The following is an 18,318-nucleotide window of genomic DNA, read 5'->3' as shown; positions in this document are numbered from 1 at the left end:
CCGATCCGGTGGTCCCGGGTGGTCACGGGCGGGGGACGCGCCCGGCGGCCTCCGCGATCAGCGCCGCGGTCTCCGCGCCGCGCTCGTAGGGGAACGTGTGCGCGCCGGGCAGGGTGACCGACCGGCCGTCGGGGGCGGCGGCCGTGAGCCGGTCCACCCACCCCCGCGGCGCGAACGCGTCGTGCTCGCCGCGCAGCAGCAGCACCGGGCAGCGCACCCCGGCGAGGACCTCCTCCGGGCGGTCGCGCTGCGCCGAGCGGACGAACCGGGCGAGCGCGCGGGGCCCGCCGCGCAGGTAGTACGGCCAGGTCACCGGCAGCAGGCCGGGCGGTTCGCGGCGGGAGTTGCGCACGTAGGCGCGGGCCAGGCCGGGGAACCGCCGCTGCTCCGGCGGGAACGTCGGCCCCATCAGGACGAGCGAGGCCACCCGGTCGGGGCGCTGCGCGACGACGTGGACCGCCGCCTGCGCCCCCGTCGAGTGCCCGACCAGGACGACGGGCGCGTCGCCGGCGGCGGCGTCGAGCCAGCGCGCCGCGGCGCCCGCGACCGCCTCCACCTCGGGGCGGCACGGCCGGGGCGGGCGGTGGCCGAACCCGGGCAGGTCGAGCAGCGCGGCACGGGTCCGCTCACCGCACCGGGCCACCGCGTCCACCAGGTAGCCCAGCGCACCCAGGCCGGGGACGACGACCACCGCCGGTCCGTCCCCGCCCCCCTTCTCCAGGCTGCGCACCCCGGCGTTCCACCGGACCCGCAACGGCTCTTCGCACCGCACCCGTCGACTCCTCCCGATCACCCGGAAGGCTTACCGCGCGGGCCCACACCCGAAACCGATTCATTTCACCGGCACGGGGACGGGGACGGGCACGGGCCGCGGCACGCAGGCCGCGCCCAGCGCGGCGACCCCGGCGAGCACCAGCCAGGGCAGCGGCCCGCCCACGTCGAACAGCGCGCCCAGCGGCGCGCCCGCCACCAGGACCAGCAGCCCCGCGACCGAGGACAGCGCGCCGGAGTACAGCCCGAGCCGGCGCTCGTCGACCAGGTCGGGCACCCACGCCCGCACGGCGGGCACGACCAGCACCTGCCCCGCCGTGAGCAGCACGACGAACACCAGCGACGGCAGCAGCCCGCCCAGCGCCCGCACCGGCAGCAGCGCGGCCGCCCCCGCGCAGCCCGCGGCCGGCAGCGCCAACCCGAGCAGCACCGCGGCGCGCGGCGTCAGCGCGCGGGAGGCCCACCGCGACACCGGGACCTGCCCCACGACGACCAGCGCCGAGGACAGGGCGAACAGCCACCCCAGCGCGGCCTGGCCGCCGGTCGCGCGGGCCACCTCGCCGGGCAGCGCCAGGTACACCTGGTTGTGGAGCAGCAGGTAGGCGCCGTAGGCCGCGCACAGCGCGAGGAAGCGCCGGTGCCGCAGCACGTCCGGGAGCCCGCGCGAACGGCTCCGGCACGACCGCCGCGCGGTGCGGCACCAGCACCAGGTGACCCAGCAGGACGACGGTGAACACGGCCGCGCCGGCCAGGCAGGCCGCGCGGAACCCGGTGCCGACCAGGAACGCGCCCAGCACGGGGCCGATCAGCGCGCCCGCCTGGCCCGCCGCGTGGAACAGGCCGAGCAGCCGGGTGCGCGGCACGCCGGTGAGCCGTTCCCGGGCGACGGCCTGCCGGGCGACCTCGGTCTCCACGGCGGGGGAGAACAGCGCGGCGGCGAACCCGACCAGCAGCACCGAGGCGATGACCGACGCCGTGCCGCCCGCGAACCCGAGCCAGGCGAAGCCGACGACCCGCAGCGCGCAGCCGACCAGGACGACGGGCCGGGGCCCGAACCGGTCGGTGAGCGCGCCGCCGACCACGAACAGGCCCTGCTGGCTGAACGTGCGCAGGCCCAGCACGAGCCCGACCAGCCAGCCGGACAGCGCCAGCTCGCCGGTGAGGTGGGTCGCCAGGTACGGCAGGACGGCGTAGAAGCCGAGGTTGAACGCGAACTGCGTGCCGACGAGCAGCTCGACCAGCCCGCGCGGCGCGGCGGTCACGAGGTCCCCCGCGCGCCCGACAGCGACACCGCGAGGACGGCGAGCGCCAGCAGCACCGCCGCCGGGGACAGGGCCGCCCAGGGCGCGCGTTCCAGGTAGGGCAGGGACTCGGCGAGCAGCAGGCCCCACTCGGGGGCGGGCGGCTGGGCGCCGAGGCCGAGGAAGCCCAGCGAGGCCGTCGCCAGCGCGACGGCGGGCAGCCTGAGCACGGCGTGCCGGGCGACCGGCCCGGCGACGGCGGGCAGCACGTGCCGCGTGACCGTCCACAGTGGAGGGGCGCCGAGCGCGCGCTGCGCCTCCGCGTGGGTGGCCGCGCGCGCCTCCTGCACCAGCGCGGCGGCGTGCGCGGCGAGCGGGGGCCACGACACCAGGCCGACCGCGACGGCCGCGCCCACCGCGCCGGGCCCTGCGGCGGCGGCGACGAGCAGGCCCGCGATGACCGGCGGCACGGCGTTGGCCGTCTCCGCGAGCCCCTGGGCGACGCCCGGGACGAGGCCGAGCGCGAGGGAGGCCAGGTAGGAGCACAGGCACACCACGAGCGCGACGCCGAGCGTGGCGAGCGCGCCGTGCCCCACGCGGGCGAGCACGTCGCGGCCGAGCGCGTCGGTGCCCAGCGGGTGCGCCCACCCCGGTGGCACGAGCCGCGCGGCGGTGTCCAGGCGCAGCGGCTCGCGGGTGAGGCCCCAGCCCACGACGACGGCGGGCACCAGCGCGGCCACCGCCACCGCGACCGGCCGCACCCGGCCGGCGACCGGCGGCGGCGCGGTGAGGGCGGCGGCGCGCAGGGCCGGGCCGAGCACGCGGCGGCGCGCGGCCGACGCGGCGACCCCGCCCGCGAACCCCAGCAGCACCAGCGCCAGCACGGACCCCTGGAGCAGCGGCAGGTCCTGCGACTCGGCCGCGCCCAGCGCGGTGCGGCCGAGTCCGGGCACCGCGAACACGACCTCGACGGCCACCGCGCCGCCGGTCAGACCCACCGCCACCAGGCCGAGCTGCGGCAGCACGGGGGGCAGCGCCCGGCGCAGCGCGGCCCGCAGGACGACCCGCGGCGCGCACCCCCACGACCGCCACAGCACGACCCAGCGCTCCTCGAACACGGCGGGCAGCGCGTCGTCGACCAGCCGCCCCAGCACCGCGCCCGCCGGGACGCCCAGCGCCAGGGCGGGCAGCACGACGTGCTCGACGCCCCGCCAGCCGTAGGGCGGCAGCCACCCCCACCACACCGACACCACCACCAGCAGGCCGGTGGCGAGCAGGAACTCGGGGACGGCGGCGAGCAGCGCCGCGGCTCCCCCGCCGGCGCGGACCGGTTCGCCCCGCGCGCCGCGCGCCAGGGTCCGCGCGCACAGCACCGCCGCCAGCGGCACCGCCACGGCCAGGGCCGCCGCCACCAGGGTCGCCGACGCGCCCAGCCCGGACAGCACCGACGGCAGCACGGGGCGGCCGGTCACCCACGAGCGGCCCAGGTCGCCGCGGGCCGCGCCGAGCAGCCAGTCGCCGAACAGCGCCACCGGTCCCGCGTCCAGGCCCAGGTCGCGGCGCACCGCGTCGAGGGCCTCGCGCGTCGGCTCCTGCTCGGCGGACCGGGCCCGCAGCACGGACAGCGCGGGGTCGCGCCCGGCGAGCCACGGCAGCAGGCCGACCGCCGCGACGACGACGGCGAGCGCGCCGGCGCGGGACAGGGCGGGCGCGATCACCGCAGGTGGGTGTCGACCGTGACGAGCACGCGTTCGCGCGGGTCCTTGGCCGAGTCCGCGACCGACGGGGCGTCGCCCTGCACGACCCGCTCGTGCAGCATCGGGATCGCCGCGTCGGTCCGCAGCACGGCCGCCTCGGCGGCGAGGATCGCGGCCCGGCGCCCGTCGCCCGCCTCGGCGAGGGACGCGGCGCGCACCGCCTCGTCCACAGCCGGGTCGCACAGCCGCGCGATGTTGAACGACCCGTCGCAGGTGAAGTCGGACCGCAGGTAGGCGACGGGGTCGCCGGAGTCGAGGACGGTGGCGCGGGACAGCACGAACGCGTCGAACTTCCCGGCCAGCGCGTCCTCCTCGATGTGCGCGTACTCCCGCACGACCTGCTCCACGACGAACCCGGCGTCCTCCAGCCGCTGCTGGAGCACGGAGGCGACCTCGGGCAGCTCGGCGCGGTCGGAGAACGTGGCCAGGGTGATCCTCGCGCCGTTCGGCGGGACGGCGGCGGCCCGGCCGGTCGGCGCGGTGCGGCCCGCCGCGGCCCAGGGCAGCGCGGGCCCGAGGAGGCCGGCCGCCACGTCGGCGCGCCCCTCGTAGACGCCGCGCACGATCTCGCCCGCGTCGATCGCCTCGCGCGCGGCGGCGCGCAGGCCGGGGTCGCGGAACGGGCCGGAGGTGGTGTTGAGGTAGAGGGTGTTGGTGCGCGGCATCGGCACCTCGGTGATGGTCGCCGGGTCGAGCAGCGCGGCCTGGGAGACCGGCACGGCCTCGGCGATGTGCGCCTCGCCGCTGCGGATCGCGGCGGCGCGCGCCGTGCCGTCGGGCACGAAGGACACGTCGATCCCGGCGGCGCGGGCCTTGCGGCCCCAGTAGCCGTCGTGCCGGTCGAGGGTGGCGGTGGTCGTGCCGTTCACCGCGACCAGCCGGAACGGCCCGGTGCCCGTGCCGACGGGGTCCACCGAGCCGTCCGGGCGGTAGGCGCTGCCCGCGAGGATCGCGAGCTGCGGCGACGACAACCGCTGCGGCACCAGCGGGTCGGGCTCGCCGGTGGTGACGACCACGCGGTCCCCGGCCGCCTCGGCGGTGAGCGCGACGCCGTCGAGGATGCGCGGCTTGGGCGCGGCGGCGGCGGCCCTGGTGAGGGTGTTCGCCACGGCGGCGGCGGTCAGCGGCGTGCCGTCGTGGAAGGCCACGCCCGGCCGGACGTCGAACTCCCACGCCAGGTCGGAGGTGCGCCGCCACGCCGTGGCCAGCCCGGGGCCGGCGTTGCCGTCCTCGTCGAGGGTGATCAGCGTTTCCGCGGTGGACCAGCGGGACAGCTTGAACGCGTCGTCGCTGAACGGCGACAGGCCCGACCGGGGCGGTTGCAGCATCGCGAGCTTGATGCGGCCGTCCGTCCCCGCGGCGGTCGGGTCGTGCGCGGAGCAGCCGCCGACGACGAGGGCGGAGACCGCGACGAGGGCGAGGGCGGGCAGGGACGAACGGGGGTGCATGGGGTTCCCGGGGTGTTCAGGTGTTCGCGCGTTCGGCGACGGACCCCGGGAACCTAAAACAGACGATTATCGTTTTCAAAGTCCGTGTGGGACAGCACACGGCATCCGCCGTTCATCCCACCGAGGGTCACCTCGTCCGTCGAAAAAGCAGTGATGTGACCGGCATCACGCCCGATTGGGCCTTGAGGCCGGACACACGGGGTAATGGAGGCGCTATGACGAAAGCCCAGAGGACGGCGACGACGTGGTCCGCCTCCTCCTCCGACGAACTGCTGGAGCACGTGCGCGGCGCGCTGGAGGCCGACGGCCCGGCCGTCCGCGCCACCTGGGCGGCCGTGGCCGAGGACGCCGTGCTGGCGGGTCGGGTGCGCGGCGCGCTGTCCCGCCTCAAGGCCGAGCACCGCGGCCACCGCGACGAGGCGGTGTGGCTGCTGCGCATCACCCGCGCCGCGCGGCAGCTCGCGACCCCCGCGCCGTCGCCCGCCCCCGCCCCGCGCCCGGCGGAACCCGAGCCCGAGGTGCGCCTGACCGTCGTGCCCGAGATCGCGCAGCCCCGCCGCCCGGCCGTGCCGGCCCTGCTGTTCCGCGAGCCCGAACCCCTCGCGGCGTCCTGACCCGCGGGGACCTGGACCGTCCACACCGGACGGTGGATCGCCGGCCGGTGGGACGTCGACCGGTCGGGCGTCAACCGGCGAGGCCGACGATCAGCGACGGGGTGCCGCCGCACGTCGGCCGAGCGCCGGGGCACAGCGCCCCGGTGTCCGCGTCGAACACGACCGGCGGGTCCGACCGCGCGCCCCGTTCCCGACCGCGGGTCAACGGCGGGCGAACCTCACCGGGCCCGGCGACCGCCGACCTTCGACCGCGACCGGCGGTAGCTCCAGACCAGCAGGCCCAGCAGCACCAGGCCCGACAGGATCAGGCTCGACCCGGTGCTCCAGCCGCTGAACGGCAGCGACCGCACCACGCCCCACACGACGCCCGCCGCGATCAGCAGCAGGCCGGCCAGCACCGAGCCGGCGATGCGCAGCGGCGACGCCACGCTCTGCTCCGCCGCCTTCATCGCCCGGTCGCGCACCGGGTCCACGTAGCGCTCCAGCGCGGGGAACTCCGACGCGAGCAGCAGCAGGCCGGCGAGCACGAGCAGCAGGCCGGGTCCGGGCAGCACCAGGAGCAGCACGCCGACGACGAGCAGCACCCCGCCCGCCACCACGACACCGACCTTCTTCACCGAACGGCCTCCGCGCACGTCCCCAGTCTGCCCACCCCGGCGTGCCCGCGCGCGTCGAGAACGGGGAACGGCCGTGACGCAGCACACCTACCGATTCGGTCGGTTTACCGACCGAATCGGTAGGTAACGCCGGTATTCTCGTCCACATGGCACGACCACCCCGGCAGCACGTGGAGGAGAAGATCCTCGACCTCGCGGCCGGCCTGTTCGCCCGGCACGGGTTCGCGCACACGTCCCTGAAGGACCTCGCGGACGCCGTCGGCCTGTCCAAGGCCGGTCTGCTGCACCACTTCCCCAGCAAGGAAGCCCTCTTCGAGGCCGCGCAGCAGGCGTGCCAGGCGCAGGGCCGCCGCGTGCTCGACCAGGTGGAGGGGCTGCCGCCCGGCCCGGAGCGCGACCGGCGGGCACTGGAGCTGCTCACCGACGTCGCCCTGGACCTGCCGGGGCTGGTGTCCCTGGCGTTCGGGGCGGTCACCTCGCCCGACGAGCCCGTCATCGCCATCGGCGACGTCCTGGTCTTCGAGGTGTTCGACATCGACCCGGACGGTCCCGACGTCGAGCGGGTCGTCCGCGTCCTCGGCGCGCTGAGCGCCCTGGCCGTGCTCAGCGTGACCGCCAACCGCGCGGGCGAGAAGACCGCCTGGCGACCGCACATCATCACGACCTGCCTCGACGCGCTCGGCCACCGCCGTCCGGGCACCTCCCCCTCCCCGTCCCACCCCGCCCAGATGGAGACCTGATCCGCATGGCTCGTCTGTTGTACCGACTCGGCTTCGGCGCCCACCGGCGCCGCCTGGCCGTGGTCCTGCTGTGGCTGCTCGTCCTCGCTGGCACCGGCGTCGGCGCCGTCACGCTGTCCGGGGCGACGTCGAACAGCTTCTCCATCCCCGGGCAGGAGTCCACCACCGCCCTGGACAAGATCAAGGAGCAGTTCGGCTCCGGCGGCGGCGCGACCGCACGCGTGGTCGTGAAGGCCCCCGACGGCCAGGCGCTGACCGCGCCGGAGAACGCGCAGAAGCTGAGCGCCCTGGTTCAGGAGCTGGGCACGCTGCCCGGCGTGTCCTCGGCGAGCAACCCGCTCGACCCGCGGGCCCCGGCGATCAACGGCGAGCAGGGGGACACCGCCTACAGCACGGTCACCTACGACGCCAAGGCCGGCGACGTGACCGCGGAGCAGCGCACGGCGCTGCTGGACGCGGTCGCGGGGGCCCGGACCGGCGGGATGACCGTCGAGGTCAACGGCGAGGCCGTGCAGACCCCGCCGCACGTCGGCGGCCCGGCCGAGGTCATCGGCGTCGTGGTCGCCCTGCTGATCCTCGCCCTCACCTACGGCTCGCTGGTCCTGGCCGGCATGAACCTGCTGACCGCCGCCGTCGGCGTCGGCATCGGCACGCTGGGCATCACCATCGCCACCGGCTTCCTGGACCTGTCGTCCACGACCCCGATCCTGGCGGCGATGCTGGGCCTGGCCGTGGGCATCGACTACGCGCTGTTCATCATCAACCGCTACCGGCAGGAGCTGCGGCGCGGCCGGGACGTGGGCGACGCGATCGGCACCGCCGTGGGCACCGCCGGCTCGGCCGTCGTCACCGCGGGCATCACCGTCGTGATCGCCCTCGTGGGCCTCGCCGTGGCAGGCATCCCGTTCCTGACCCAGATGGGCATCGCGGCCGCCGCGACCATCGTGGTCGCCGTCCTGATCGCGGTCACCCTCGTGCCCGCCGTGCTCGGTTACCTCGGCAAGCGCGCCCTGCCCCGCAGGCAGCGCGACGCCGTCGTGGGGCCGGACGACGCCGAGGACGGCGGGCGCGGCTTCTTCCGCGGCTGGATCGGCGGCGTGACCCGCTACCGGCGCACCGCGCTGTTCCTGTCGGTGCTGGTGCTGGGCCTGATCTCCATCCCGGTGGCCTCCATGCAGACCACCCTCGTGCAGACCCCGGCCGAGGACAGCACCCAGGCCCGCGCGGACCGGCTGCTGGCCGACGGGTTCGGCGAGGGCTTCAACGGCCCGCTCGTCGTCCTGTTCGAGGGGAGCGGCGCGGTCGACGCGGCGCGCGGGGCCGCCGCCGAGTTCCCGGCCCTGGACGACGTCGCCCTCGTGACGCCGCCGACGCCCAACGCCGACGGCACCGCCGCGATGCTGACCGTGATCCCCGAGTCCGGCCCCACCACCGAGGCCACCGAGCGCCTGGTCACCGAACTGCGCGACCGGCTCGCCGACACCGAGGGCGCCACCACCTACGTCACCGGCACCACCGCCGTCAGCGTCGACGTGGCCGTCACCCTCGACCGCGCCCTGCCGGTGTACCTGGCCGTGGTCGTGGGCCTGGCGCTGGTCCTGCTGGTGCTGGTCTTCCGGTCGCTGCTCGTGCCGCTGGTCGGCGTGCTGGGCTTCCTGCTCACCATCGGCGCCTCGCTCGGCTCGACGGTCGCGGTGTTCCAGTGGGGCTGGCTGGCCGACGCGGTCAACCTCGACACCACCGGGCCGCTGATCAGCCTCACGCCGATCATCGTGATCGGCATCCTGTTCGGCCTCGCCATGGACTACCAGGTGTTCCTGGTGTCCCGGATGCACGAGGCGCACCACCGGGGCGCCCGGCCGCTGGACGCCATCACCACCGGCTTCCGCCAGGCCGCGCCCGTGGTCGTGGCCGCCGCGCTGATCATGTTCTCGGTGTTCGCGGGCTTCGTCCCGGCCGGTGAGCCCACCATCAAGTCGATCGCCTTCGCCCTGGCCATCGGCATCCTGGTGGACGCCTTCGTGATCCGCATGGTCCTCGTCCCGGCGACGCTGGCGCTGCTCGGCGAGAAGGCGTGGTGGCTGCCCAAGTGGCTGCGGTGGCTGCCCGAGCTGGACGTGGAGGGCGCGCAGCTGGACGAGCACCGCGAGGTCTCGGCCGACGAGCGGCCCAAGGCCGACGTCACCGGCTGACCCGACCGGACCGGAGGACCCCCGCCGCCCCCTCGGGCCGCGGGGGTTTTCCGCTTCCCGGGTGCGGTTTCCCGGATTTCCGCGTTTCCGACGAATCCTCGTCATCGGCAGAGGAATGAACCGTGCCGCCCGACCGCGCGGGACGAAAACACGAACGAACTACCCCAGGAACCACTCCTGCCGATCTGCGGGCACATTTTTCACCTCATCGTGCACTTGCCCCACTTTCGGCGGAAGCACCTGGTGAGGGATACCTTTCGGGTGACTTCACGCTGTCAAACCCCGGTGCTAGCGTCGCAGTCGGCCACAGCCCGGGGGGCGTCCACGACGCTTTTCCGCTGTCGCCGATCCCGTGCCGACGACAAAACGGAGAGCCGCACATGACCGCTACCGCCTCCCCCGTCCTGCGCACCGACTACCAGAAGTCCATCGCGACGTACTGGAACAACGAGCAGGACCCGGTCAACATCAAGCTGGGCGAGGTCGACGGGATCTACCACCACCACTACGGGCTCGGCGCGTACGACGAGTCGGTGCTGTCCGGTCCCGAGGAGACCCGCGACGCGCGGGTGATCGCCGAGCTGCACCGGCTGGAGAGCGCGCAGGCGGACGTGCTGCTCGACCACCTGGGCCCGATCCGGCCCGAGGACCGGCTGATGGACGGCGGTTCCGGCCGGGGCGGCACGAGCCTGATGGCCAACCGCCGGTTCGGCTGCCGGGTGGACGGCGTGACGATCTCGGAGAAGCAGGTCGCGTTCGCCAACGAGCAGGCCGGGCGGTGGGGCGTCGCCGACAAGGTGAACTTCCACTTCCGCAACATGCTCGACACCGGGTTCGAGAGCGGCGACTTCGCGGGCATCTGGACCAACGAGACGACGATGTACGTCGACCTGTTCGACCTGTTCGGCGAGTTCTCCCGGCTGCTGCGGCACGGCGGCCGGTACGTGTGCATCACCGGCTGCTACAACGACGTGACCGGCGGCCGGTCGAAGGCCGTGAGCCAGATCGACGAGCGCTACACGTGCAGCGTCCACGCGCGCAGCCAGTACTTCAAGGCGCTCTCCGCCAACGGCCTGGTGCCGATGGAGGTGATCGACCTGACGCCGCTGACCATCCCGTACTGGGAGCTGCGCGAGAAGTCGTCGGTGGCGACGGGTGTGGAGAAGTCGTTCCTGACCGCCTACCGCGAGGGCAGCTTCCACTACCTGCTGATCGCCGCGGACCGCGTGCGATGACCGGCGCCGCGCCGGTGGCCGTCCCGACGGGGCCGACCGGGCTGGGCACGTCCGCGGCCCGGCTCGCGGTCGCGTTCGCCGGGGCGGCGGCCCTCGGTGCCGTGGCGCCCGAGGCCGTGACGCCCGGAGCAGGGGCCCTCGGAGCAGGGGCCCCGGGAGCAGGGCTCCGCGTTGCCGCGGTTCCCGAGGTGGCGGCCTCGGGCGCGGCGGTCCCGGTACCGCCGCGCGGCGACCCGGCGTACGCGGAGCGGGAGTGGGGCGACGGGACGAGGTCGCCGGTCTACGTCCCCCTGGTGGAGCGGGTCGACCCCGTGCTCTCCCAGGTCGTCGACGACCGGCTGGTCCTGTGGGCCCGGGAGTGCGGTTTCGACGAGGAGCGGTCCGCCCAGCTCGGCGCGGCCGGGTTCGGGCGGCTGGCCGTCCTCACCCACCCCGACACCGCCGACCCGGAGCAGCTGCTGCTCGCGGCGCGGCTCAACGCCGGGTGGTGGGCCGCCGACGACCTGTACGCCGACGACAGCGAGCTGGGCGCCACGCCGACCGAGCTGCCGCCGCGCCTCGCCCTGGCGATGGCGGCGATGGACCCGGTGGCGCCCGTGGGCGAGTTCTCCGAGCCGCTGGAGGAGGTGCTGGCCTCCGACCCGGTCCTGGTGGCGCTGCGGTCGGCCGTGGAGCACCTCGGGCGGCGCGGCACGCCGGCCCAGGTGCAGCGGATCTGCTACTCCACGTTCGCCATGTTCGTCAGCTGGAACACGTACGCGGCGTGGCGGCACACCGGCGACTACCCGCCGGCGTGGGAGTACCTGGCCGCCCGGCAGCACGACAGCTTCTCCACGTCGATGACGCTGGTGGACCCGGTCGGCGGCTACGAGCTGCCCGCGAACCTGTACTACGACCCGCGCGTACGGCGGGCGTTCGTCCAGGCCGGCACGGCGTCCGTGCTGATCAACGACCTGTTCTCGGTGGCCAAGGACGCGGCGGACGAGAACCCGGTGTGCAACATGGTCCTCCAGGTCGCGGTGGACCGGAACTGCTCGGTCGAGGAGGCGACCGAGGTCACCGTCGAGCTGCACAACCAGCTCGTGCGCGACTTCCAGGACCTGCACGACAGCCTGCGCGTCGTGCCGTCGCCGGAGCTCCAGCGGTTCCTGAACGGCGTGCGCGCCTGGATGGGGGGTGGCTACGAGTGGCACGCGACCAACCCCCGTTACCGGACGGGCTCCTCCGCCGAACAGGGCTGACACCCGGTTAAAGCGATTCACAATCGTTTCAACCCGTTTTCGCCGGGTACGCCAGCCCTGCGGTCGGACCGGATGCCCGGGTCGGCCGCAGGGCTGTCGAGGTGGACGGGAGAGATCTGTCGTGAAGATCGTCATCACCGGAGCGTCGGGGAACGTGGGCACGGGGTTGCTGCGCGCGCTGGCCGCGGACGCCGAGGACCACGAGGTGATCGGCGTCTGCCGCCGACGCCCCGACCCCGTCGCGCCGTACGACACGGCGACCTGGCGCGAGTGCGACCTGGGGCGCGACGACGCGCCGGACGTGCTGGACGAGGTGATGGCCGGCGCGGACGCGGTGGTGCACGCCGCGTGGGCGTTCCAGCCGGTCCGCGACGGCCTGCGGCTGCACCGCACCAACCACAAGGGCACCCTGGCGGTGCTGCGGGCGGCCCGGCGGGCGGGGGTGCCCCGGGTGGTGCACACCTCCTCCATCGCCGCCTACGCGCCGACGAACGGCGGCCCGGTGGACGAGGGGTGGCCCACGACCGGTGTGCCCGGCTCGGTCTACGGCGAGGGCAAGGTCGAGGTGGAGGCCGAGCTGCGCCGGTTCGCCGAGGACGAACCGGAGGTGGCCGTCGCGGCGGTCCGGCCCACGCTGGTCGCGCAGGCCGGCGCGTCGGCGAGCTTCCTGGCCCTGTTCTTCGACCCGCTCACGCCCCGGTGGCTGATCGGGTTGCTGCGGGACGGGAAGGTCCCGCTGCTGCCCCTGCCGGCGGACCTGCGGGTGCAGCTCGTGCACGCCGACGACGTGGGCGACGCCGTCGTGCGCATCCTGCACCGCCGGGCGCGCGGCGCGTTCAACCTGGCCGCCGACACCCTCACCGCCGCCGACCTGGCGGGCGTCGCGGGGGCGCGGGCCGTGCCCGTGCCGCCGGCGGTCCTGCGCGCCGCCGTGGCCGCGCTGTGGCGGCTGCGCGCGATCCGCCTGTCCCCCGGCTGGTTCGACGTGGGCACCCGGTCGCCGCTGGTCGACACCACCCGGGCCCGCGCCGAACTGGGCTGGGCGCCGCGCACGGACAGCGCCGGGTGCGCCCGCGAGCAGCTCGCCGGCCTGTCCCGGGCCACGGCGCTGCCCAGCCCCGCGCTGAGCAGGCACCGCCTGGCGGACGAACGCGCCGGGCGAGCACCCGCCGCGCGTCGCGGCGACCGCACGGCGGTGGGCCGGTGAGGATCGCGGTGGTCTCGGAGCAGGTCGACCCGTCGTCCCCGGCGGGCGGGGCGCGGGCCGTGCACGTGACCGGGCTGGCCGCCGCGCTGGCCCGGTCGGGGCACGAGGTGGTCGTGCACTCCCCCGGCGAGGGCCGCGTGCCGGCGCAGCGGGTGCGCACCGAGCAGGGGTACGAGGTGGCGCGCGTGCCCGGCGGGCCGCCGGAGCGGCTGGGCGACGTCGCGGAGCACCTGGAGCGCGCGTGGGTGCGGTGGCGGCCCGACGTCGTCCACGCCCACTCCTGGACCTCGGGGCTGGCCGCCGCGCTGGCGGCGCGCTCGACGGGCGTGCCGCTCGTGCTGACCTTCCACGGTCTGGGCGGGTCGCCCGTCCCGGGGCGGGGTCCCGACTGCCCGGCGGCGCGGGCGGGCCTGGAACGCGTGCTCGGCCGCCAGGCGGCCCACGTCGTGGCGACCTCCGACGCCGAGGCGCGCGACCTGATCGCGCTGGGCGTGGCGCGGAGCAAGGTCACCGTCGTGCCCTGCGGGTTCGACCCGGCACTGTTCAGCCCGGAGGGCCCGGTGGCGGAGCGGCGGTCGCGCCACCGCGTCGTCACGACCGGTCGGCCGGGGGCGCACCGGGGGTTCGGGGACCTGGTCACCGCGCTGCGGTCGCTGCCGGACGCCGAGCTGGTGATCGCCGGCGGGCCCGTCGGGCGGTCGCCGGAGGTGCGGGAATTGCGCGGGCTCGCCGAGCGGTACGGCGTGGACGGGCGCCTGCGGCTGCTCGGCCCGGTGCCGCACGCGGCGATGCCCGCCCTGCTGCGCTCGGCCGACGTGGTGGCCTGCGTGCCGAGGGAGGAGCCGTCCGGGCTCGTGGCGGTGGAGGCGATGGCCTGCCGCGTGCCCGTGGTCGCCTCCGCCGTGGGCGCGCTGGCCGACAGCGTGGTGGACGGCGTGACGGGCACCCTGGTGCCGCCGGACGACCCGGTCGGGCTGGCCCGCGTGCTGCGGTCCCTGCTGGTCGACGCCGCGCGCCGCGACGCCTACGGCACGGCGGGCGCGGACCGGGCCGCGATCCGCTACACCCTGGAGCGCGTCGCCCGGGACACCGAACGGGTGTACGCCGCCGTCACCGGCACCGCACCCGCCGCCGACCTCGCCCCCGCCGCGCCGGGCGACACCGCCTGACCACGCCCGTGCTCGACGGGCGTGGTCCCGCGCCGACCCCGGACCCTCACCGGCGCGGAACCCCGAGAGCGGTCGCGAGCCACTCGTCGGCGCGGGCGTGGAAGCGCCGGGTGACGGTCGAGCCGGCCGCCCAGCTGCCGAAGCCGTGCGGCGCGCCGGGGACGACGTCGGTGGTGACCTCGACGCCGGCGGCGCGCAGCCGGTCGGCGTAGGCCAGGTCCTCGTCGTGGAACAGGTCGACGGTGCCGACGCCGATCCACGTCGGGGGCAGGCCGGTCAGGTCCGGTGCGCGGGAGGCGGCGGTGAACGCCGGCGCGGTGGGCGCGCCGGGGTCGCCGCCGAGGTAGGCGCGCCGGCCGATCAGGTTGCGGCGGTTGTCCCACACGCGGTGCCGCACCGCGTCCAGGTCGCGTCGGGCGGCCGTGCGGTCGTCGAGCACGGGCGCGTGCAGCCACTGCGCGGCCGGCGCCGGACCGCCCTCGGCGTGCAGCCGCTGCGCGAGGCACGCGGCCAGGCCGCCGCCCGCGCTCGCACCGCCCAGGGCGATCCGCGCGGGGTCGACGCCCAGGTCGTCCGCGTGGTCGTGCAGCCACGTCCAGCCCGCGAGGCAGTCGTCCAGCGGCGCCGGGAACGGGTGCTCGGGCGCGAGCCGGTGGTCGACGGAGGCGATCGTGACGCCGAGCGCGCGGGCGAGGGCGACGCAGCGGGCGTCGTCCACCCTGGGGTTGCCCAGCACGTACCCGCCGCCGTGCACCCGGTACAGGGCGGCGGGCGCGGCGGCGGTCACCGGCTGGTGGAGGCGCAGCGGCACGGGCGCGCCGGTGACGTCGCGCACCCGCACCCCCTCGGCGCGCGCGGCGGGCAGGCGGGCGGTCGCGGCGCGGATCAGGCGCAGGACGAGGCGGTTGCCGAGCGGGAGCGGCGGCAGGCGGCGGACGGGGCCGCGCAGTTCGGGGTCGACGAGGGTGAGGTCCACGGGGGCAGCTCCTTCACGGGTCGGGGGTGGTCGGCACGGCGGGTGCCGTCAGGCGGCGTGGGCGTCGCGGACGTCGTGGAGCCCGAGCCTGCGGCTCAGCGCGGCCGCGAGCCGCGTCGTGGTGCGGCGCGGCAGGAAGCGCGCCGTCCAGGTGGCGGCGCGGTTGAGGGGGCGGCCCGGGTAGGAGGCCGTCCGGCCGCGCGCGAAGTCGTCGAGGGTCCGGGCGGCGACGTACGCCGGCGAGTCGGTCACCCTCGGGTCCATGACGGCGGTGGTGCCGTCGAAGAAACCGGTGGCCGTGGCACCGGGGTGCGCGACCATGACCCGCAGCCCGGTGCCCCGGGTCTCCTCGGCGACGGCCTCGGTGAACGACAGGACGAACGCCTTGGTGGCCGCGTAGCCCGCCTGGTACGGGAAGGGCTGGAAGGCGGCCGTGGAGGCCACGTTGACGATGCCGCCCGAGCCCCGGTCGAGCATGTCCCGCCCGATCAGGCCGGTGAGCGCCACCAGCCCGATCACGTTGAGCCGCACGGAGTCCAGGTTCGGGTCGAGCGGGCGGGTGAAGAACGGGCCGACCGAGCCCGCGCCCGCGTTGTTCAGCAGCAGGTCGACGCGGTGGCCGCGCGCGGCCAGCTCCGCCACGAGGGTCGCCGGGCCCTCGGGGTCGGCGAGGTCGGCCGGGACCACGTCGACCGCGCCCCCGTGCCGGCGTGCGGCGGTGGCCACCCGTTCGAGGGCGTCGGCGGAGCGGGCGACGAGCACCAGGTCCGCGCCACGCCGGGCGAGTTCCATCGCGTACGCCTCGCCCAACCCCTTGGACGCGCCGGTGACGACGGCGGTGATGCCCTTGAACGGGTCCACACGACACCCCTTTAGTTCGAGACTCGAAGTTGTTGACCCGACCCTAACAGCTTCGAGCCTCGAAGCAAATTCCTTCGAGGCTCGAAGCGGCTGCTACCCTCGTGCCATGCGCGAGGACGAGCTGGAGGCCGTGGTGCGGGCCAACCAGGAGGTCTTCATGCTCACCGGGGACCGGATCGCCGACGTGCTCGCGGAGCACGGCCTCACCCACGCCACCGCCCAGGCGCTGTGGGCGATCGACCCGGACGAGGACCCGCCGCCGATGAAGGCGATGGCCGAGCGGCTGCACTGCAACGCGCCGAACCTGTCCTTCGTCACCAACCAGCTCGCCGACCGGGGTCTCGTCGAACGGGTCGCCGACCCCCGGGACCGGCGCTCGCGCGTGCTGGTCCTGACCGACGAGGGGCGGCGGGTGCGCGCCGAGGTGGTGCGCGCGGCCCTGCGGCACACGCCGCTGGCCGGCCTGGACGACGCGGACCTGAAGGCCCTGGCGGCGATCCTGGATCGGGCCCTGCGCGGCTGACCGCGACCGCCGGCCGCGGCGTGCGGCTGCCGTCCCCCGGCGTGCGACCGACATCCCCGACGTGCGACCGACATCCCCGACGTGCGACCGACGTCCCCGGCCGCACGGGCAGAATGCGATCATGACCCGTCGATCGCGATCGGCTCCCCTGCTCCTCTCCCTGTCCCTCGTGCTCGGTGTCACCGCCGGCGCCGCGGCCGACGTCGCGGACCCGCTCACGACCGACCTCGACCGCATCCTCGGCGACCCCCGCCTCACCGCGTCGACGGTGGGCCTGGTGGTGCGCGACGCGGCCACCGGCGACCTGCTCTACGGCCGCTCGGGGCGCACCCGCTTCCAGCCGGCGTCCACGGCGAAGGTGGTCACCAGCGCGGTCGCGCTGGACGGGCTCGGGCCCGACTACCGCTGGCACACGTACCTGGCCACGGCCGGGACCGTGCAGGGCGCGGAACTCGCGGGTGACCTGTACCTGCGCGGCACCGGCGACCCGACGACGCTCGCCGCCGACTACGACGACCTGGCCGCGCAGCTCGCCGCCACCGGGGTGCGGACCGTGCGCGGCGCGCTCGTCGCGGACGACAGCTGGTTCGACTCCGTCCCGCTGGGCACCGGGTGGGCCTGGGACGACGAGCCGCACTACTACAGCGCCCAGACCTCGGCGCTGACGATCGCGCCGGACACCGACTACGACTCCGGTTCCGTCGTCGTCTCCGTCTCCCCCGGCACGGCGGGCGGTCCCGCGCGGGTGCGCGTCGACCCGCCGGTGGCGCTCGACATCCGCAACAGCGCCACCACGACGGCGGGCGGCGGTGGCGTGCACGTGCAGCGGGCGCACGGCGGCAACGTCGTGCACGTCGGCGGCTCGATCGCGCCGGGCGCGGGGACCCACGCCTCCTACATCTCGGTGGACGACCCGACCGCGCTGGTGGCCGACCTGTTCCGCCGGTCCCTGGCGGCCAGGGGGATCACCGTGACCGGCGGCACCGAGTTCCGGGCCACGCCGGGCTCGGCGCGCGTGCTGGCGACCCACAGCTCGATGACGCTGCGCGAACTGCTCGTGCCGTTCCTCAAGCTCAGCAACAACATGCACGCCGAGGCGCTGGTCAAGACGCTGGGGCGCGAGGTCAACGGCGAGGGCTCGTGGTCGGCGGGCGTGCGGGCGCTGGAGTCCCTGCTGCCCGGCCTGGGCGCGGACCCGATGACCATGAACCTGTTCGACGGGTCGGGCATGTCGAGGATGGACGTGCTGTCGCCGGACCTGTTCGCGGCGGTCCTCCGGTCGGCGCGCGGCAAGCCCTGGTTCGGCGACTGGTACGCCGCGCTGCCGGTCGCGGGGCAGCCGGACCGGATGGAGGGCGGCACCCTGCGCAACCGGATGGCGGGCACCGCCGCGGCCGGCAACCTGCGCGCCAAGACCGGCTCGATGACCGGGGTGAGCGCGCTGTCGGGCTACGTGACCAACGCCGACGGCCGGGAGCTGGTGTTCTCGTTGATGATGAACAACTTCGTGTCGTCCGTGCCGCGCGACATCGAGGACGCGGTCGCCGTCCGGCTGGCCTCCGACCGGGCGGGCCAGGCGCAGCCGGGGGCGCGGGCCGAGCGCCGGGCCGCGCCGACCAAGGCCGACCGGGGGCTGGACCTGGAGTGCTCCTGGACGAAGTCCTGCTGAGTCCCGTCCCGTCGCGGGGCCCCGCCACCGAGGTGGTGGGGCCCCGCGCGTCGGGGG

At 75.9% G+C, this 18,318-nt stretch carries 17 protein-coding genes and 1 pseudogene; 9 read left to right on the top strand and 9 right to left on the bottom strand.

What is annotated here, in order from left to right; translation table 11 throughout:
• Positions 1-22: 22 nt before the first annotated feature.
• From ACRAKJ_RS16790 to ACRAKJ_RS16770, 5 genes and pseudogenes are all read right to left on the bottom strand, one after another.
• Positions 23-772, bottom strand: a complete 750-nt coding sequence (locus tag ACRAKJ_RS16790) for an alpha/beta fold hydrolase (RefSeq protein WP_438921765.1) — start codon at positions 770-772, stop codon at positions 23-25.
• A gap of 60 nt (positions 773-832) precedes the next feature.
• Positions 833-1,420 (bottom strand): MFS transporter, encoded by a 588-nt coding sequence (locus ACRAKJ_RS16785; protein ID WP_438921764.1) that lies wholly within the window; start codon positions 1,418-1,420, stop codon positions 833-835.
• Positions 1,421-1,475: 55 nt separating this feature from the next.
• Positions 1,476-2,033, bottom strand: a pseudogene (locus ACRAKJ_RS16780) (MFS transporter); the annotation flags it as partial.
• On the bottom strand, positions 2,030-3,730 hold the full coding sequence (locus tag ACRAKJ_RS16775; RefSeq protein ID WP_438921763.1) for an ABC transporter permease subunit: 1,701 nt from the start codon (positions 3,728-3,730) through the stop codon (positions 2,030-2,032). The pseudogene ACRAKJ_RS16780 and the gene ACRAKJ_RS16775, both read right to left, overlap by 4 nt.
• Entirely contained in the window at positions 3,727-5,217 is a 1,491-nt protein-coding gene (locus ACRAKJ_RS16770; RefSeq protein WP_438921762.1) for an ABC transporter substrate-binding protein, read from the bottom strand. The genes ACRAKJ_RS16775 and ACRAKJ_RS16770 overlap by 4 nt, the downstream gene beginning before the upstream one ends.
• 215 nt (positions 5,218-5,432) lie before the next feature.
• Between ACRAKJ_RS16770 and ACRAKJ_RS16765 the strand changes: the two genes are divergently transcribed.
• Positions 5,433-5,831 carry a hypothetical protein gene (locus tag ACRAKJ_RS16765; protein WP_438921761.1) on the top strand — a complete coding sequence of 133 codons (399 nt, stop codon included), beginning with the start codon at positions 5,433-5,435 and terminating at the stop codon, positions 5,829-5,831.
• Positions 5,832-5,901: 70 nt separating this feature from the next.
• On the opposite strand, the gene ACRAKJ_RS16760 is transcribed toward ACRAKJ_RS16765, so the two are convergent.
• Together ACRAKJ_RS16760 and ACRAKJ_RS16755 are read right to left on the bottom strand one after the other, a co-directional pair.
• A complete protein-coding gene (locus ACRAKJ_RS16760) occupies positions 5,902-6,036 on the bottom strand; it encodes a hypothetical protein (RefSeq protein WP_438921760.1) in 135 nt (44 codons plus the stop codon).
• Between the two features lie 13 nt (positions 6,037-6,049).
• Positions 6,050-6,448 carry a PGPGW domain-containing protein gene (locus ACRAKJ_RS16755; protein WP_438921759.1) on the bottom strand — a complete coding sequence of 133 codons (399 nt, stop codon included), beginning with the start codon at positions 6,446-6,448 and terminating at the stop codon, positions 6,050-6,052.
• Between the two features lie 146 nt (positions 6,449-6,594).
• Here ACRAKJ_RS16755 and ACRAKJ_RS16750 point away from each other — a divergent pair, with 146 nt between their 5' ends.
• From ACRAKJ_RS16750 to ACRAKJ_RS16725, 6 genes are all read left to right on the top strand, one after another.
• Entirely contained in the window at positions 6,595-7,188 is a 594-nt protein-coding gene (locus tag ACRAKJ_RS16750) for a TetR family transcriptional regulator (RefSeq protein ID WP_438921758.1), read from the top strand.
• A gap of 5 nt (positions 7,189-7,193) precedes the next feature.
• Positions 7,194-9,380 (top strand): MMPL family transporter, encoded by a 2,187-nt coding sequence (locus ACRAKJ_RS16745; protein WP_438921757.1) that lies wholly within the window; start codon positions 7,194-7,196, stop codon positions 9,378-9,380.
• A gap of 380 nt (positions 9,381-9,760) precedes the next feature.
• Positions 9,761-10,615: a geranyl diphosphate 2-C-methyltransferase gene (locus tag ACRAKJ_RS16740; protein ID WP_438921756.1), complete on the top strand. Its 855-nt coding sequence runs from the start codon at positions 9,761-9,763 to the stop codon at positions 10,613-10,615.
• Positions 10,612-11,856 (top strand): family 2 encapsulin nanocompartment cargo protein terpene cyclase, encoded by a 1,245-nt coding sequence (locus ACRAKJ_RS16735; protein WP_438921755.1) that lies wholly within the window; start codon positions 10,612-10,614, stop codon positions 11,854-11,856. Before ACRAKJ_RS16740 ends, ACRAKJ_RS16735 begins: the two co-directional genes overlap by 4 nt.
• A gap of 121 nt (positions 11,857-11,977) precedes the next feature.
• Complete coding sequence (locus ACRAKJ_RS16730; RefSeq protein ID WP_438921754.1) at positions 11,978-13,063, top strand: NAD-dependent epimerase/dehydratase family protein; 1,086 nt, start codon at positions 11,978-11,980, stop codon at positions 13,061-13,063.
• A complete protein-coding gene (locus tag ACRAKJ_RS16725; RefSeq protein ID WP_438921753.1) occupies positions 13,060-14,232 on the top strand; it encodes a glycosyltransferase in 1,173 nt (390 codons plus the stop codon). Before ACRAKJ_RS16730 ends, ACRAKJ_RS16725 begins: the two co-directional genes overlap by 4 nt.
• Positions 14,233-14,278: 46 nt before the next feature.
• Here ACRAKJ_RS16725 and ACRAKJ_RS16720 read toward each other — a convergent pair whose 3' ends face one another.
• On the bottom strand, positions 14,279-15,208 hold the full coding sequence (locus ACRAKJ_RS16720) for an alpha/beta hydrolase fold domain-containing protein (RefSeq protein ID WP_438921752.1): 930 nt from the start codon (positions 15,206-15,208) through the stop codon (positions 14,279-14,281).
• A 48-nt stretch (positions 15,209-15,256) separates the two neighbouring features.
• On the bottom strand, positions 15,257-16,069 hold the full coding sequence (locus ACRAKJ_RS16715) for an SDR family NAD(P)-dependent oxidoreductase (RefSeq protein ID WP_438921751.1): 813 nt from the start codon (positions 16,067-16,069) through the stop codon (positions 15,257-15,259).
• Between the two features lie 106 nt (positions 16,070-16,175).
• Between ACRAKJ_RS16715 and ACRAKJ_RS16710 the strand changes: the two genes are divergently transcribed.
• On the top strand, positions 16,176-16,592 hold the full coding sequence (locus ACRAKJ_RS16710; RefSeq protein ID WP_438921750.1) for a MarR family transcriptional regulator: 417 nt from the start codon (positions 16,176-16,178) through the stop codon (positions 16,590-16,592).
• 121 nt (positions 16,593-16,713) lie between these two features.
• Positions 16,714-18,261 (top strand): D-alanyl-D-alanine carboxypeptidase/D-alanyl-D-alanine endopeptidase, encoded by a 1,548-nt coding sequence (gene dacB / locus ACRAKJ_RS16705; protein WP_438921749.1) that lies wholly within the window; start codon positions 16,714-16,716, stop codon positions 18,259-18,261.
• Positions 18,262-18,318 lie beyond the last annotated feature (57 nt).

It is taken from the genome of Saccharothrix sp. DSM 118769, from assembly GCF_052936295.1.
Note: the sequence above shows the minus strand (reverse complement) of the source record. Positions and strands in the feature narration are given on the sequence as shown.